Here is a 15,952-nt window from a genome sequence, read left to right on the forward strand (position 1 = left end):
ATCTATCGATAGAAAGTCGGTGAAATCAGCAATCAGTGCGTGAGCTTCTTTTGTCGACTCACTGATAACGTGTTGAGTGTATCAATCTCCTAAACCAGCGCAGACAGGCCAGTCAGATCCGCAAGTACCGCTTTAGGAGAGAGATCTTTATACTCATCCGGCTGCCCGGTCCTGTTCATCCACACAGTCCGGAACCCGAACGCCGTTGCGCCGGCAACGTCCCAGCGGTTGGACGATTGAAACGAGACTTCTTCCGGGTAGATCCGGAAATGTGTGGTCACCATTTCATAGGTTTGCGGATCGGTCTTGAAAGTCCTAAGGCTATCAACCGAGAATATCTCGTCGAAGAGATCCGTCAGGCCTGACGCTTTGGCAGCCGCCTCCAGCATGTCCGGAGAGCCGTTGGAGAGAATTGCGATTTTGGCACCCGTGGCTTTCAGATCGGTCAGCACCTGCGGGACTTCCGGGTAACAATCCAGCGTCCAATAGGCATTTAACAAGTCGTCTTTCAGTGACTTGTCGGCTGACGGCACGAGTTCGAAAGCTGTGTCCAGACCTTGTTGTGTTAGTTCCCAAAAGTCCTTGTATTGACCCATCAAGGCCCGGACCCAGGAGTACTCCAGTTGTTTCTCGCGCCAAAGCGATGACAACCGCTGTGCATCAGGACCAAGTTTGGCGGCATGCTTGCGCACGGCTGCATGAACATCAAACAAGGTACCGTAAGCATCGAAGACATAAGCGGCATACGCCATGACGGATCTTTCTGCGTAGATTTATCAGGAACGGCGCAGAGAACCGCGAGTCCAGCAGAAGGTCAAGTCAAAGCAGCTGCGACATAAGTCCAACTGCTTACAAAATGTCATCACATCGAGGTCATGCTGCCGGCAGTGTCACCGAACCGTCATCTTCAATCGTCCAAAACGGATTGTGCGCAATTTCCAGAAGATGGCCGCCTGGAACCTCGACGTAGGAGGAATAACCGCCCCAAAAAGCCCGTTCCGGTTGTTTAACTGGTTTTGCCCCGGCCGCAACGGCCTGCGCAAACATCGTGTCGACCTCTTCTTTTTCACGCGCATTCCAAGCAAGTGTTGTGGCCCCGAAGGGTGTGTCACTCACCGGATGGGCAATTTCTTCTTCCAGCGCGTTGCGGTCATAGAGCGCAAACACACCGCCCGGAAGTTGAAAAAACACAACTGCTGGGGAGGGAGCAGCATTAACGGTCCAGCCAAGTCCAGTTTCGAAAAATGTCCGTGCGGCCGCAACATCCGGTACAATTAATGTGATCATAGAAATACGTTGTTCCATTTTTTTTCCTGCGAATTTCATTTGAACAAAACAAGAACATGTTAGCTGGTGTTCTCTAGTTTGACAAGGCCGGAGAGCGACGTGAACGGCTGGTTCCTGGAATGCAGGGCGGCTCATTACAAATTGGCGCGGGAGATGGAGCGTGCGCGGTTACGAGAAGGAACACGTACTGTGCCTGAGTGGAAAATAACTCCACATTCTTCCTGCAAGCGGAAAATTTCCGCCTACCTGTAGCAAAATATAGAATAATAAAACTCGTATTCCGGAATTTATTGGTATGCTATTGACCCGCGGTTGGAGGCGGTGTTCTGTCCGTGGGAAATACCTTCAAATAGTTACGGCCAAAAGGGGAAAAACATGAGCGGTTGGAGCGACACCTGGACCTGGATAGACGGGACTTGGCATGAGGGCAATCCACCGATCATGGGCCCGCGCACGCATGCTTCCTGGCTGGGATCAAGCGTGTTCGATGGCGCTCGCTTCTTCGATGGTGTCATGCCGGATATTGATCTGCATTGCCAACGTGTCAACGATTCCGCAGAAGCACTTGCGATGAAGCCAACCATGAAGGTTGGCGAGATGGTCGAACTCACGCGCGAAGGGTGTGCGAAGTTCGGCAGCGACCGGCAGATCTATGTGAAGCCGATGTATTGGACGGAAGGCGATGGCCCAGGCGTGATCGTGGGTGATCCCAACAGCACACGGTTTTGCCTGTGTCTGTTTGATGCCCCAATGTCTCCCAAAGACGCTGCCGCCAGCATCACCTTGTCGCCCTTCCGCCGTCCGACTATGGAATGTATGCCGGTGAATGCCAAGGCAGGTTGCCTTTATCCCAACAATGCCCGCGCCATGCTGGAGGCCAAGGGCAGGGGATTCGACAATGCAGTTGTCCGGGATATGCTTGGAAATGTTGCTGAACTGACGTCCGCCAATATCTTTATGGCCAAAGACGGCAAAGTTCACACGCCAGTGCCGAACGGAACATTTCTGAACGGCATCACACGCCAGCGGGTGATTCAGTTGCTTCGCTCTGCCGGTTATGACGTGTTTGAGCGCACTCTTGGGTATGACGAGTTCCTGGAAGCCGATGAGATTTTCTCGACCGGCAACTACAACAAGGTATCTCCGGTCAACCGCATTGAAGAACGCGACCTTCAGCCAGGGCCGATCGCTGCGCGCGCCCGCGAGCTTTACTGGGATTTCTCCCACGCATAAGCATGCCCCAGCCGGAAAGGCTCAAACGGATGCCAATGCGGCTGCAATTACGAGAGCGATAGCAGCCGCAATCGATGGAGCTTGAAACGAGCCAGTTATGCCATGAAGGTGCCCGGCGATCCACGGACCGGCAGCCTGCCCCAAACCAAAGCTGGCCGTTAGGATTGCCAGCATACGGCGCACCGCTTCTGATCCATCATCTACGCTTAGGCGCCGGCCTTCCGCCAGCCCGAGCGCGGTAATACCCATAAACGTTCCGCCCAGGAGGGCAGTGCCGGTGAGGAATATGACCGGTGCTGTGCTGAGTGCAGTCATGCCGACACCCGCTGCTTCGACCAGGCAGGCGATCGCAAAGACCCGTCGGACACCCAACACTGCTGCAAACCGGTTCCAAACATATATCGACGGAACCGCGAACAATCCCACAATAAGCCAGACAAAGGTTTCAACAGCGGCGAGCGCTGGGGTGGTGCGGGCTATAACTGACACGAAGGTTGCCGTAATCACGTACCCGAAACCAAACAGGCCATAGGCTGCAATGAGGCGAAACACCGGGGCTGAGAACCAGTTTGTGGATCTGATCTCCGGTTCTTCGCTCAGCGCAAATGCCCGCTCTTGGGTCTTAGGTGCAGCCGGGATCAAAACTGTGGCCACGGCCATAAGGCCGGCTGTGACCAGGGCGCTGCTCAGCCACAACGTCTGCCAATTCATGCCAATGTGGTTGAGAGAGGCGATCAACACGGCGGAAAGAGAGATCCCGGTACCAACGCCGGCGAAATGGACCGCAGAGAGGCTACCCCGGCCCGCGTTAGTCAAGCGGTCCAGAACCAGTGTTGTGGAGAAAACCAGGACAACGGCGCTCGCCATGCCGCTGACAAACCGGATGAACAAGAAAAGCCACAAATCGGTTGTCATAGCCATGGCAGCGCTGGTGAGTGCGCTTGTGACCAATCCTAGCAGGAACCATGTTCGGGCGCTTCCGCGTAGAAGACTTGTGGCTCCTGCCAGTGCACCTATCAGGTATCCAATGAAGTTGGCTGCTGCAATCAAACCGGCTTCGCTGGCGTCAAGGGGCAGGTTTTCTGCCATCGATGGAAGGATGGGCGTATAGACAAACCGGCCGATGCCCATGGCTGCTGCCAGAGCAAGCAGCCCTCCAATTGCCAACCGTAAGGAGTTATTCGGGGGCTGACTCATCAGTATTCTTCGGATTCAGATCAAGGAATCAAAGCTTCGCTAGCAGGAGGGGCTTTGTGCCACTGTCCTATCAACAAGTCACGCGTAATCGCAGTGTGCGCAAATGTGTCTTTTGAAGATTTGGATTAGATTAGTGTAAATGACAATGTTTTTAAGTATTCGCGACGTATAACATATGTAAAAGCGACATCTGTATAGGGTGGGAAATATCTTGTTTATTGTTCTTCCGTAGGTTCGCACTAGCGCCTTCCAGGCGTAATTTTTGTTGGACTTAGACAGGACGAACACATGCGTCTTCTTTTAGCTGCCGCGACTGCAGCATTTTCACTGATTCCGATGGTTTCGCAGGCTGAATCCGTCAAACTCACAACACTGGAGTGGCCACCCTACGTTATGGCTGATGGAAGCGGAACCAGCACCGATGCTGTCAAATCGGCTTTCTCGAAGGTTGGTGTCTCCGCCGAAGTTAAAGTGTTTCCCTGGCAACGAGCGATCAATCTGGCGCAAAAGAAACCTGAATGGATTGGCGTTTATCCGGAATATTACGCTGAAGGCAGCGATGCGGAAAAAGGCGGCGACCGCTGCTTGTTCTCCAAATCCTTTGGCGTCAGCCCCGTTGGTTTTGTTCAGCGCAAAGACTCCGATTTTTCCTGGTCCTCTCATGACGATCTGAAAAAACACAAAATCGGTGTTGTCCGCGGCTACAGCAACGAAGAACAGTTCGATGCGATGGTTGCGGCCGGTGACATCAAATCTGAAGAAGCAGATGACGACGCCCAAAACATCTTGAAAGTAGCTGGTGGCCGTGCAGCAGCCGGTGTTGTCGACAAACTTGTGTTTGAACACCTGACCAAGAACGATCCGGCTGTTGCCAAGGTTGCAGGCGATCTTGTGCTTAACGACAACCTGTTGGTTGAACACGGTTTGTTTGTCTGTTTCGAGAACTCCGATGCTGGCCGGGCTGCTCGCGAGAAGTTTAACTCGGCTCTTTAAGGGCTCGTTCCAGCCGGAGCAGCGCTTGGGGTGGGGCTCCGGTTGCGGAACTTGAAATGAAGAAGGGTGGTTGCCCGCTACACGTTATGCGCACAGAGATGCTGATCATTGCGATTGTTCTTTGGGCAACCAGTCCGCTGGCGGCAGCCGAGCGGTTGAAGCTGACCACTTTGCATTGGCCTCCTTATGTCGAGCAGACAGGTGAGGGGCCGAATACCGATACAGTTCGGTCCACGTTTGCAAAGGCCGGAATGGATGTTCAGGTTCAAGTCTTTCCATGGAACCGGGCAATCAAACTCGCTGCGGACGATCCTCAATGGGTCGGCGTCTATCCGGAGTATTACTCCGCCGAGATTGATGCGGAACGTGGCGGCGACCGGTGCCTTTTCTCCAAGTCATTTGGCAACAGTCCAGTCGGCTTTTTGACGCCTAAAGGTAGTTCCTTCGATTGGAAGACCCATGACGACTTGAAGTCTTTCGTGATTGGCGTTGTCCGTGGATATGTCAATGAGGCGAAGTTGGATGAGATGATCGCAAAAGGCGAGATTGTTGCGGAACTCGCCGAAGACGATACTCAGAACATCCTGAAAATCGCTGCTCGCCGGGCTGAGGCAATTGTTATCGACAAACACGTATTTGAGTATCTAAAAGCGAAAGATCCTGGCGTTGCCTTTGTCGCTGATAGTCTGAAATTTCACGAAAAACTGCTTGTTAATCACGGTCTGTACGTGTGCTTTGAGAACTCTGCAGCGGGCCGGTCTGCCAGAGACCTCTTCAATCAAAACCTTGCAGACACTTCGGAAGCGGTTGCGACGGATTAGCAGGGGACCGGTAACTTCTTGGCCGGCTAGCTAGCTGAGTGGCGGGCGCCAACCAGCAGCCTCGGCCTCGTCTTCTGAACAAAACCAGCGCTCGCCGGCGGCTTCATTGATCCTTGTCCGTGCATAATGCGGAGACCAGGGCGTGTGGTAAATCCGGCCGTTTGCAGAAATGTTTCCTTTGATCGGACAGCCTTCCGGGGCTCTGGTTCCTGCAATCTGCCATTTTTGCTGCCTGAAGTCCCAAGGGGCTACTGCAATGCCCGCCCAAAGGCCGTTGCCGTTCAATCGTGCCATTTCCTGCTCAGTCCGATAGGCATCGGAATATCTCAAGAATGCATACGCCTGACCGTCCGCGACCATAGCTTTGTTCAGGTTCTGTCCTGCTGAAAAACACGTGGCAAGCCTTCGGTCATAGGCGTCCGTTTCCGCTCCTGTACATGTGACTTCGCCGGCTCTGGTCAGGGCTTGTAGGTGCTCTTTTGCAGCCACGCCACACCGATAGGTATTGCCCGAAGACGTGAGGCAGGTTTGGGCCAGCTCAGGTGCATCAATCCCTTCAAGGCGTACCCGCTCTCCGTTCAAGACGAGCGTGTCTCCGTCAACAACCCGAACGTCAGCCGCCCGGACCTGTTGGGGGGGCGACGCAGCGATAATCGTAAAAGCAAACAGCCACAGGGCTGGCTTCAGCGTGCCATGAAAAACACTGCTCATCTTGGAAAAACTCAACGAATCAAATGGTGTAACAGTCGTAATCTTGCCTTGGTCACATCGCTAGAACAACAGACTCGACCGTCGGAGCGGCCTTTGCCTGTGGATGGACGAAGACTGATCTGAAGTGTGAAGGGCCTGTTTTCGGGCTTCCTTAACGGAAATTGTGGTTACGTACGTTGTCGGTTTGAACGGTGAACGGAACCACGCATGATTGAGAAACTGGAACGGGCCCTGGCACTTGGAGCGGCTTGCTGGAAAGTGCTGCTCCTGGATAAGGAGATGCTGTTGTTTCCGATCATGAGCGCTTTGGCACTTGCTCTTGTGATTGGCTCTGGAGGTTGGGTGATTTACACAACGCCCGAACTTCAGGCTTTCTTCCAAAGCATCTTCGACAACGAACAACCGGATCAGGATCCAAGGTTTTGGGCGCTGATTTTCGTTTTCCTTTTCGTCAACTACTTCATCATGATCTTTTTCAACGCGGCACTTCTTTGTTGTGCTTTGATCCGATTTGCCGGTGGCGATCCGACGGTCATGGATGGCCTCAGCCTGTCCGTACGCAGACTTCCACAGATCCTGCTCTGGGCGTTGGTGACCGCATTTGTCGGTTGGATTCTGCAGCTTCTTGAAAGCCGGTTGAAGGGCCTGATGCGCTTCTTCATTAAGCTGATCGGGGCCGGTTGGGCTGTTGCCACCTATTTCGCCGTTCCGATTTTGGTGGTGGACGGTGTCGGTCCGGTGACCGCAATAAAGCGGTCAGTCCAAGCCGTTCGAAAAACCTGGGGTGAGGCGCTGGTTGGGCACATTGGTCTGGGAGCTCTGAATTTACTGGTCTCCATTGTGGCGATACCTATCCTCATGATGGGGATATTTTCGTTTGAGCAAAACCCGGCCCTGGGTAGCGGGTTGGCCACCGTTGGCGTGACTTTGATCCTGGCCGGGGCTGTTGTCGTGACCACACTCAGTGCGATCTTGCGCGCTGCGCTTTACATCTACGCAGTCGAGGGGGAGATGCCGCTCAACTTTGATTCCCGTTTGATCCGGAATGCGTTCCAGCCGGACAAGAGATAAAACAAACAAAAATTTTCTTTATTTTCAAAACGTGCCTTGCCGAGCGCAGATGACGATCCTATTTTGCGGCTCAACACGGTAAGCGGCCATCTCGGTCTGCGCCGTTGTTCATAGAACACTTGAGGAGTTTGCTATGTCTTTCGAATTGCCCGATCTGCCGTACGCATATGACGCGCTGGCCCCGTATATGTCTTCTGAAACTCTCGAGTTTCACCATGACAAACACCACCAGGCTTATGTTACCAAAGGCAACGAACTGCTCGCCGGAAGTGGCTTGGAAGGCAAGTCTCTGGAAGACATCGTCAAAGAGAGCTACGGCAAGAACGCTCCGCTGTTCAACAACGCTGGCCAGCACTACAACCACATTCATTTTTGGAAATGGATGAAAAAAGACGGTGGCGGCACCGCCCTTCCGGGTGCGCTAGCATCTGCCATTGATAGCGATCTTGGCGGTTTTGATAAGTTCCGTGCGGACTTCATTGCAGCTGGCGTTGGCCAGTTCGGTTCTGGTTGGGCATGGCTCGCAGTCAAGGACGGCAAACTTGAAATCATGAAGACCCCGAACGGCGAAAACCCGCTGGTTCACGGCGCAAGCCCGATCCTGGGCTGTGACGTTTGGGAGCATTCCTACTACATCGACTACCGCAACGCGCGTCCGAAGTACCTGGAAGCCTTCATCGACAACATGATCAATTGGGACTACGTCCTGGAAATGTACGAAGCCGCAACCAAGTAATCTTGGATTTTGGTTGACGATTAGCCCCTGGCTTCCTCTGAAGCCAGGGGCTTTTTCGTTTTAAGGTCAGAGGCCCTACGCACCAATTCTTGATAAGAATTGTTACACTTGTGTGCTTGCAACAGGTGCAACTTTCCGTTCAGCTAGCTCCGCGGCACAGATCAGGTTTGGATTGACGCATCTAAACCCTATGCCGCTGAGGTGACCTGATATGTGTCAGTAGGGAGAGGACTATGCGGACCATTTCGAAGTGCTTGTCTGTTGTATCGATTGCAATCGTAGCTGGACTTGGCGTGGCGCAAGCCGCGGATGATCCGATCAAGACCCGGCAAGCGGTGATGTCCTCAGTGGGCGCAGCGGCAGGTCTTGGCGGCGGAATGATGAAAGGCGAACTGGATTACACACCAGCGGCCGGCAAGGCAGCGATTGCAACCATGAGAGCTGCTGCCATGACTTTCGGCAGCTACTTTCCGGATGGCTCCACCACCGGTGACACAGAGGCTGCACCGGCAATCTGGAGTGACCGTGCCGGATTTGACGCCGAATTGGCGAAGTTTGCCATGGCCACAGAAAAGGCTGTTGCCGCGTCCGGTAAAGCAGGACCGGCGGATATTGATGCGTTCAAAGCAGCTTTTGGTCCGGTTCTCGGCACCTGTAAGGCGTGCCATGAGGGCTACAGGGTCAAGAAATAGGCTCTGAACTTTCTGCTATTGCGGGGACCGGGAGAGAGGTGTCATGAAAAAGCTGATTGTTGCCGTGATCGGTCTTGGTCTGATCGCGGGGGCGGCTGGATGGTTTCTCTCTGCACCGACCCGTCTTAGCCAGATGGATATTGCGCAACTCAAGGGTGGCGATCCGGCTAAAGGCGAGTCCATATTCTGGGCTTCCGGCTGCGGCTCTTGCCATGCGGCCAAAGGCGCCAAGGGAGATGAAAAACTCAATCTTGGCGGCGGCCTGCGCCTCGAAACGCCATTTGGCGTCTTTGTCGCGCCGAATATCTCACAAGATCCTGAGGACGGGATCGGCAGCTGGTCATTGGCGGATCTTGCAAATGCCATGACACACGGAACATCGCCCGATGGCCGGAATTATTATCCGGCCTTTCCCTATGCCTCTTACGCAAGGATGGATCTTGCGGATATCAGCGATCTGTTTGCGTTTATGAAAACGCTGCCTGCGATCTCAGGTAAAGCCGGGCCGAATGAACTGGCTTTCCCGTTTAATGTCAGGCGCGGGGTTGGGCTCTGGAAACGGCTGTTTTTGGATCCGGCACCGGTGATTGCCAGTCCGGTTGGCGACGGGGACATCGATCGGGCGCTATGGGATCGTGGCCGCTATCTGGTTGAAGGGCCAGGGCATTGCGGCGAATGCCATACACCGAGGGATCTGGCCGGCGGTTTGAAGCTCGCGGATTGGCTCGGCGGAGCACCGGCTGCGACCGGCGATGGAAAGGTTCCAAATATCACACCGGTTGCGGGCGGCTTTGGATCCTGGAGCGCCAACGATATCGCCTATTATCTGGAAAGCGGTTTTACGCCGGATTATGATTCCGTCGGCGGTGAGATGGTGTCGGTTCAGGAAAATATGGCGCATTTATCTGCGGACGACCGGACAGCCATTGCCGCTTACCTGAAAGCCATTCCGACAGTTTCAGCGGCCTCAGAATAAAACTCCAAGAGAAAAAGAGCACAGCGGGAATGACCGGATACTCCATTTTCAGTGTTGATACCGATCAGGATCTTGAGGAGATAAAAGGTCTGTTCCGCGCCTATGTCGAATGGCTTGGCATTGATCTGTCTTATCAAGGGTTTGAAGAAGAACTCGCAAGCCTTCCGGGTAAATATGCGCCGCCGAACGGCGCATTGCTCCTGGCCAAAAACGATAAGGGAGAGAGCTTAGGCTGCGTGGGTTTGCGCCCGTTTGGTGAGGCTGGCAGCTGTGAGATGAAACGGCTTTATGTTGTGCCGGAAGCGAGAGGTCTTGGGGTTGGCGCTGGTCTCGTTCAACGCATCATGAAGCTTGCCGGAAACGCCGGGTACACAGATATGAAGCTCGATACGTTGCCGACCATGACAGGCGCCATCAAGCTCTACGAACAATCCGGTTTTGAAGAAATCCCAGCCTATTACGAGACGCCGATCAGAGAGACCGTGTTCTTTCAATGTGCCCTCTGATCAACGCTTTTGGTATGCGGTGCGGCGGAACCGCCGCACCTGACTTGATTTTGAGGGTGTTGTTAGGCCGTCGGATGTGAAGAGACTTCCAGCGCGAAAATCGCCTCAATCTCCAGTCGCAGATCTGGTGAAAACAATCCGCTGACCAAGACCAACGAACTGGCCGGAACGGCATCCCCATAGCGTTGTGTCAGTACATCCCGAACATCGGGAATGTCCGCGGGATCAACGGCAAACACGGTGACTTTCACCAAGTGTTTCATCGAAGAGCCGCAGCTTTCGGCCAGAACCGCCAGCTGGTCGAGAATGGCACTAGCCTGTGCGCCAGCGGCCTTGGCTTGGCTATCCGTACCAAAGGCGGTGAGGCCGGAAGTATAAAGTGTGTTTCCATGGACAACTGCGTGCGTATAAGGACCGATAACCGGTCCAAGTTCGGGGATATTATTGCGAAGAGGGATCATTGGTTCTTTAACCTTTTTTGAGGGCACTAACCTGGGAGGCGTCGCACGATGTAGTTGGTTGCGTTCTGAACCAGTGGAGCCATGAAAAAAGCGATGACCGCAGCTGCGGGCCACGCGAGCTGGAAGGCAGCCATCCATTGGCTGAAAAACACATCGCTCCAGCCCAAGTTGATAAACGTCACCCAGCACGACATCAGAAAAGACAGTCCGAATGACATGAAGAATGTTGCAATCAGCCTTTGGATCATGCGTGTTCCAATTGGCTTTTCGCAAACGTCAGGTCGCCGATTTCGCCAAGTTCCTCAATGTAACGAACTTCGGTGAGGTTCTTTGCCAGATAGGCTTTGGTGTGCTCAGCCTTAAAATGTGCAGCCAGCGCCTCTGGATTTGTCCAGCATTCCCAAAGTGTGAATTTTGTCCGGTCCTTCAGGTTCTGCCGGATTTCAAACAAGATACAACCGGGCTCTTCCTGGGTTTTGGTGACCAGGTCCCGCAATTCTTTTTCCGCCTGTTGAAGGTTTGCGCCCTGGCTCAACTCAATTCCGGCGCTGATAAAATACTGACCCATAAAAATCTCCTGCGTGGGGTTGCGTCACAGGAGGAGATATATAAATTCCGATAATTATGGTAAGTCCTGAATATCGATAGTATAAATTCCATAAATGAAATCATGTTAGACGATATTGCGCTCTTTGTTCATGTTGCCCAAGCCAAGAGCCTTGCGGGCGCTGGGGCGGTCCTTGATTTACCGGCCGCGACCGTGACGCGCCGGCTGAAGCGGTTGGAGGAACGCCTCGGGCTGCAGTTGATGCATCGGTCAGCCCGGAAATTTGCTCTGACAGCTGAAGGGGAGGCCTACTACCGGGCCTTTGCGGAGTTGGTGCAGCAAGCCGAACTTACAGCGCGCAACTTGAGTTCAGACCTTCATCAATTGAGCGGGCCTCTGGTCGTTGCTGCACCCACCAATATTTCAGTTGGTCCTATCCAACCGATGTGGTCGAATTTCATGCGCGCGTATCCTGGCATTCGGCTGGATTTACGCTTGAGCAATTTCAACATCGATCTGTGGGAACAACGGATCGATCTGGCCTTGCGGATCGGACCTCAAAACGACGAACGACTCTTTCAAAAGAAAATTGGAACAATTTCTACTCTGCTGATGGCCGCTCCGTCCTATCTTGAACGCCGAGGACAGCCATCTACGCCAGACGAACTCGACCAGCATGACATCATTGCAATCCGCACCATCCCATCCTGGCGTTTGAGTCATTTGCTATCCGGCGCAGCGGCAGAGTTGCATTTGGCCGGGGACGTCATTGTTGATGACATTAGTTTGGTACGGCAATTTGCCGAAGACGGGTTCGGCATTTGTTTGTTGGGTGTCACGGAGGCTGCCAAATCGCTGAAAGCTGGCCGTCTTGTCCCGGTCATGCCAGATTGGCGCGGCCAGCAACGGGATATTTATGCAGTCTGGCCAACCGGGCGTTTGTTAAATGCGCGCGCCAAGTGCCTGCGGGATTTCATGCAGCAGCACTTGCTTGAGCAGCCGATTTTTCAGGGTGAAATTCCTGAAGCTGAATAAAGCACAATCCATCAAAACTAAAAGATGACTTAATTTATCTCAGGCCAAACGTCATGCAGTGTGTGGATTGCAGCGCATATATTCTTGAAAGTAGAGGTAGCTGCTCATAAGCGCCAGGAAGGCCTGACACTCATCCAGAGTATGAAAACAACCTGCTACAGAAACCGACATTCCCTGGTCCAAATCGTTGGACCGGCCGCCGGCGATTCCTTTCCAGCCAGAACCCTGGAACGTCCGGCAGTCGTATTGGGTGCCGTAGGTGTTGGGGATATTTGCGCGGCTCGTGTCCCAAGTTGAGCCAAACAAGAGATCAGACGGCGATTGGATCTGACAAGCCGACAGGCCGAACGCCAGCGCGCAGACCGTAACCAGCCCAGATCTTTTTCCGGCTTTTTGTGTTTTGCTCATAAAATACGGCATTAAGACCTCAGGCAATCGTGGGCTTCATCTCTGTCAGCGAGATGAGTTTAAAAACGGAATCCCGTCGTACAAAGATCTGATCAAAACGTCAAAAGCTATTGTGCAGCCTCGATCTCGTTTGACTCAATAGGAAGTCATTTAACAAAAGAACGGACCGGTGCCAGAAACAGCGGTCCGAAAAAGGTAAGAATAAGTAAGGCGGACAGAGTCACTTGTTGTTTGAGAAAGCTGTTTAAAGACTTGTCCGAAGAATGTGGCGCCCGCCTTTTATGTCAGCCAGTCTGACGGTGGCACATTGAAGTCGAACGGGTTGTCCAATCCCTGATCGACATCGTCCCAGGATTGGTAATGCCCGTCTTCTTTCAACTGTAGGAAAATTGCTTCCAACTGAGCGTTCAGGATCTCCATCCCACCCCAAGCATCGCCCATGCCGGCAGCAAAGCGGTCTATCTCATTGTATAACCCGGCAGGAATCTGGTTGAAGTCGATTTGCTCCTGGTCGGAGAACATGAAAAACAGCTCGTCTGCAAATTCATAGATCCGCTCCGCGCCGTTCATGTAAGCGATCTCGCCTTCGAACACGACGGACAGGGTCATTTCGTACATGCCGAAGTCGTTCAGCTGCAGCTCGATACCGAGTTCGAAGATCATTTCGAAGTTTTGAATGCCGTAATCAATGGCTTCCCCGTAAACCTCGAGCATTTGTTCGTATCCGAATGCGGTCATGATCGGATTGCCACTTGCATCGAAGGCTTCTGCCTGGATTGCCATCCCGGTCTCGAAAGCCATCTCAACATAAAGCTCTCTAAACTGCTGGTCGTAGAAGCTGCCTCCAAATTCTTGGGCAATGCCGGATTGATACTCGACCGCGACCTCTTGGCCATTGAAATTGATGGTCTTGACCTCTGTTGTCCGCTCCTCGGCAAGCGTCAGTATGTCGATCTGTCCGTATTCCGTCCGGTAGGTGTAATTCTCCATCTCAAGGCCGAAATTCACCTGCTGCTCACCGTGCCCGTTCTGGACATCAACCTGCGCAGAAATACTCCCGTGAGGGCCTTTGGTAAGATCGCCCGTCGGCAGGTTGTCCTTGCCTTCGAGATTGTAAGGATCGAGGTTTAGGAACGGCAGATCATTGAATTCAATAGGGTTGGTCGAGACTTCTAGCCCCTCGGGCGCCGTCCAGCTGAACTCATCGAGGTCGGTCAGGAAGGGCGACGTGTTTCTATTTGCCCCTTGATCTCCCGGCGGCCCAGGCGGGACATAGAACTCCAGCGGCATAACAGGTGCAGTGTTTATTGCTAAGGGCAACGGGGTTGTTGGCTGATATGACAAGCTATTTCTCCTCCGCAAAATCCATCGGACTGGACGTCTTGGTCCGGTATTGACAGTTCTGACTTGGGGAGGAGGTCGAGCGAGTTCAAATTAAACTGTCGTAATGAAAAATTTGTAATCTTATTGTTTCTAAGAGTTCTTCGAAAACCATAAGTAGTCTTGAGATTAAATGAAATTTACCAAGGATGGGAAGGGGTCGTTCTACTTTAGGGAGAAGCCGGCGCAAGGTGCGCCGGTTCATGATTGTTTCGATTTCGGAAGCGTTTAGTTGACGGTAATCCATCGTAGCATCAGGAAATTGTCGGCCCGCTGGGTGAGGTCGATAGTGTTCTTTGACCCCCATAAAAGTGGTTGGACATGGAGAGGCACATAAACCACATCGTCGCGGACAGTGAGGGCGACTTCATCAAGCATCGATTGGCGTTTAGACGGGTCGATTTCCTTCTGGATCTGCGGCAGGAGTTCATCAACGCGCGCATTCGAATAGCCGCCGAAATTCCAGCTGCCGAGTTTCTTTTCTTTGTTTGGCGTGGTGACCAGGAACCGGATCGGGTGCTCGGCATCAAAAGTGCCTGGAGACCAGCCCAAAAGATACATATCGAAGTTGCCAGCTCTGAGCTCCGGCCAATAGTTGCGCACAGGCATGGCGTTCAGATCAGCCCGCATGCCAACCTGCGTCAGCATTGCGGCCATCGCCTTACACAGTGCTTCATCGTTGATGTAGCGGTCGTTCGGGCATTTGAGCCCAAAGGAAAATCCATCCGGATAACCTGCCTCGGCTAGAAGCGCCTTTGCCGCTTTCGGGTCATATCCGAAACGATCCGCCGCACTCTTGCTATAGCCTTTCATCTGTGGGCTAACCAGTTGGCTGGCCAGCTCTGCATTTCCGCGCATGATCTTTGAGACCAATGCCTCAGCGTTGATGGCCTTGTGTGCCGCCATGCGCACCCGGGCGTCCTGGAACGGATTTTGGCCGCTGGTTTCCTCTGAGTATTTTAAGGTGCTGTGGTTATGACCAAAACCGAGCATGATCACCCGGGCTTCAATGCCCTGATGGAGTTTCAGGTTTGAATCACCCGAAATCCGGTCAACGTCCTGAACCGGAACCGGATTAATCAAATCCACCTGGCCGGAGAGGAGGCCCGACACGGCTGTCGCAGGATTGGCGATCGGCAGGAAGGTTGCCTTGGTCAGATTATGCTCTTGGGTGTCCCACCAGCCGTCGAATGGTTCCAGAACCGTCTGAACACCTGGTTCCCGGCTTGTTATTTTAAATGGACCGGTGCCGTTGGTGTTCAAGGTCGCATAAGTTTCACTGTCCTTGGCTGGGCGGACGGTATTGTTGGCCTCGGCCCAGCCTTTGTCCAGGATCATGAAGTTGGCGATGGAATCTGGAAAAATGGGGTTCGGCGCGTGTGTCAGGATATCAACCGTATAGTCATCGACGACCTCGACACTTTTGACCGGAGAGAACCAGGAACTGGTGTCGGCTTCTTCTGAGGAGGCGCGCTGGTAGGAGAACAGCACATCCTCTGCAGTGAATTCCGCACCATCATGGAACTTGACGCCTTTGCGGAGTTTGAACCGCCAGCCGTCTGTTCCGATCGGTTCCCAGCTTTCGGCCAGAGATCCCTCGATCTCCATGGATTTGCCGCGTCGGACAAGGCCTTCATACACATTGTTCAAAAAACCAAGCACGGGCGCAGAGTTGACTGCATGCGGGTCCATGGTCTGCGGATCGGTCGGGGACGACCAGCGCAGCTCGGCACTATGAGCCGTGGATGCATAAGTGAGAAAGATGGATGTGAGTGTGAAGCTGGCCGCGCGCCGCAGCCTCCCGGACGATGTGTGTGTCATGACACCCCTGCATGATAGCCGTTATGTATTATATGCAACCAGCCTAAGCCACTTGCAGATAAAAGAAATACCGGATC

The 15,952-nt window shown here is 53.3% G+C and carries 19 protein-coding genes; 9 read left to right on the forward strand and 10 right to left on the reverse strand.

Going from position 1 to position 15,952, the window contains the following annotated elements:
• Window positions 1–89 precede the first annotated feature (89 nt).
• The gene (locus ACOOFE_RS08785) at window positions 90–752 is read right to left on the reverse strand and encodes a haloacid dehalogenase type II (RefSeq protein WP_141186083.1); all 663 of its coding nucleotides are present in this window, start codon (window positions 750–752) and stop codon (window positions 90–92) included.
• A gap of 121 nt (window positions 753–873) precedes the next feature.
• Complete coding sequence (locus ACOOFE_RS08790; RefSeq protein ID WP_420414613.1) at window positions 874–1,305, reverse strand: VOC family protein; 432 nt, start codon at window positions 1,303–1,305, stop codon at window positions 874–876.
• 357 nt (window positions 1,306–1,662) lie between these two features.
• On the opposite strand from ACOOFE_RS08790, the gene ACOOFE_RS08795 reads away from it, so the two are divergent.
• A complete protein-coding gene (locus ACOOFE_RS08795) occupies window positions 1,663–2,520 on the forward strand; it encodes a branched-chain amino acid aminotransferase (RefSeq protein ID WP_420414614.1) in 858 nt (285 codons plus the stop codon).
• Window positions 2,521–2,541: 21 nt separating this feature from the next.
• Here ACOOFE_RS08795 and ACOOFE_RS08800 read toward each other — a convergent pair whose 3' ends face one another.
• Complete coding sequence (locus tag ACOOFE_RS08800; protein WP_420414615.1) at window positions 2,542–3,717, reverse strand: YbfB/YjiJ family MFS transporter; 1,176 nt, start codon at window positions 3,715–3,717, stop codon at window positions 2,542–2,544.
• 288 nt (window positions 3,718–4,005) lie between these two features.
• On the opposite strand from ACOOFE_RS08800, the gene ACOOFE_RS08805 reads away from it, so the two are divergent.
• Together ACOOFE_RS08805 and ACOOFE_RS08810 are read left to right on the forward strand one after the other, a co-directional pair.
• Window positions 4,006–4,710 (forward strand): substrate-binding periplasmic protein, encoded by a 705-nt coding sequence (locus ACOOFE_RS08805; protein ID WP_420414616.1) that lies wholly within the window; start codon window positions 4,006–4,008, stop codon window positions 4,708–4,710.
• Between the two features lie 56 nt (window positions 4,711–4,766).
• Window positions 4,767–5,531, forward strand: a complete 765-nt coding sequence (locus tag ACOOFE_RS08810) for a substrate-binding periplasmic protein (RefSeq protein WP_420414617.1) — start codon at window positions 4,767–4,769, stop codon at window positions 5,529–5,531.
• 30 nt (window positions 5,532–5,561) lie between these two features.
• Here the strand turns inward: ACOOFE_RS08810 and ACOOFE_RS08815 are convergent, their stop codons facing one another.
• Window positions 5,562–6,242 carry a thermonuclease family protein gene (locus ACOOFE_RS08815; RefSeq protein WP_420414618.1) on the reverse strand — a complete coding sequence of 227 codons (681 nt, stop codon included), beginning with the start codon at window positions 6,240–6,242 and terminating at the stop codon, window positions 5,562–5,564.
• Between the two features lie 207 nt (window positions 6,243–6,449).
• Between ACOOFE_RS08815 and ACOOFE_RS08820 the strand changes: the two genes are divergently transcribed.
• The 5 genes from ACOOFE_RS08820 to ACOOFE_RS08840 all read left to right on the forward strand — a co-directional run bounded on the left by ACOOFE_RS08820 (window position 6,450) and on the right by ACOOFE_RS08840 (window position 10,223).
• Window positions 6,450–7,313: a DUF6159 family protein gene (locus ACOOFE_RS08820; protein ID WP_209010663.1), complete on the forward strand. Its 864-nt coding sequence runs from the start codon at window positions 6,450–6,452 to the stop codon at window positions 7,311–7,313.
• A gap of 133 nt (window positions 7,314–7,446) precedes the next feature.
• Window positions 7,447–8,049 (forward strand): superoxide dismutase, encoded by a 603-nt coding sequence (locus ACOOFE_RS08825; protein WP_141186090.1) that lies wholly within the window; start codon window positions 7,447–7,449, stop codon window positions 8,047–8,049.
• A 233-nt stretch (window positions 8,050–8,282) separates the two neighbouring features.
• Window positions 8,283–8,741, forward strand: a complete 459-nt coding sequence (locus tag ACOOFE_RS08830; protein ID WP_420414619.1) for a c-type cytochrome — start codon at window positions 8,283–8,285, stop codon at window positions 8,739–8,741.
• A 43-nt stretch (window positions 8,742–8,784) separates the two neighbouring features.
• On the forward strand, window positions 8,785–9,717 hold the full coding sequence (locus tag ACOOFE_RS08835) for a c-type cytochrome (protein ID WP_420414620.1): 933 nt from the start codon (window positions 8,785–8,787) through the stop codon (window positions 9,715–9,717).
• 29 nt (window positions 9,718–9,746) lie between these two features.
• Complete coding sequence (locus ACOOFE_RS08840) at window positions 9,747–10,223, forward strand: GNAT family N-acetyltransferase (protein ID WP_420414621.1); 477 nt, start codon at window positions 9,747–9,749, stop codon at window positions 10,221–10,223.
• A 62-nt stretch (window positions 10,224–10,285) separates the two neighbouring features.
• Here the strand turns inward: ACOOFE_RS08840 and ACOOFE_RS08845 are convergent, their stop codons facing one another.
• Genes ACOOFE_RS08845 through ACOOFE_RS08855 form a run of 3 tightly spaced genes read right to left on the reverse strand, consistent with a single transcriptional unit; the run spans window position 10,286 to window position 11,252 of the window.
• Window positions 10,286–10,684, reverse strand: coding sequence for a RidA family protein (locus tag ACOOFE_RS08845; RefSeq protein ID WP_420414622.1), 399 nt, complete (start codon window positions 10,682–10,684; stop codon window positions 10,286–10,288).
• Window positions 10,685–10,710: 26 nt separating this feature from the next.
• Window positions 10,711–10,932, reverse strand: a complete 222-nt coding sequence (locus tag ACOOFE_RS08850; protein WP_420414623.1) for a DUF2798 domain-containing protein — start codon at window positions 10,930–10,932, stop codon at window positions 10,711–10,713.
• Window positions 10,929–11,252, reverse strand: coding sequence for a putative quinol monooxygenase (locus ACOOFE_RS08855; protein ID WP_420414624.1), 324 nt, complete (start codon window positions 11,250–11,252; stop codon window positions 10,929–10,931). Before ACOOFE_RS08855 ends, ACOOFE_RS08850 begins: the two co-directional genes overlap by 4 nt.
• A gap of 102 nt (window positions 11,253–11,354) precedes the next feature.
• Here ACOOFE_RS08855 and ACOOFE_RS08860 point away from each other — a divergent pair, with 102 nt between their 5' ends.
• Window positions 11,355–12,266 (forward strand): LysR family transcriptional regulator, encoded by a 912-nt coding sequence (locus tag ACOOFE_RS08860; RefSeq protein ID WP_420414625.1) that lies wholly within the window; start codon window positions 11,355–11,357, stop codon window positions 12,264–12,266.
• Window positions 12,267–12,317: 51 nt separating this feature from the next.
• On the opposite strand, the gene ACOOFE_RS08865 is transcribed toward ACOOFE_RS08860, so the two are convergent.
• The 3 genes from ACOOFE_RS08865 to ACOOFE_RS08875 all read right to left on the reverse strand — a co-directional run bounded on the left by ACOOFE_RS08865 (window position 12,318) and on the right by ACOOFE_RS08875 (window position 15,875).
• Window positions 12,318–12,674 carry a hypothetical protein gene (locus ACOOFE_RS08865; RefSeq protein ID WP_420414626.1) on the reverse strand — a complete coding sequence of 119 codons (357 nt, stop codon included), beginning with the start codon at window positions 12,672–12,674 and terminating at the stop codon, window positions 12,318–12,320.
• A gap of 279 nt (window positions 12,675–12,953) precedes the next feature.
• Window positions 12,954–14,018, reverse strand: coding sequence for a hypothetical protein (locus ACOOFE_RS08870; RefSeq protein ID WP_420414627.1), 1,065 nt, complete (start codon window positions 14,016–14,018; stop codon window positions 12,954–12,956).
• A gap of 264 nt (window positions 14,019–14,282) precedes the next feature.
• Entirely contained in the window at window positions 14,283–15,875 is a 1,593-nt protein-coding gene (locus tag ACOOFE_RS08875; RefSeq protein ID WP_420414628.1) for an ABC transporter substrate-binding protein, read from the reverse strand.
• Between the last annotated feature and the right edge of the window lie 77 nt (window positions 15,876–15,952).

The sequence above is a fragment of the Roseibium sp. genome, from assembly GCF_965216085.1.
Taxonomy (GTDB): domain Bacteria; phylum Pseudomonadota; class Alphaproteobacteria; order Rhizobiales; family Stappiaceae; genus Roseibium.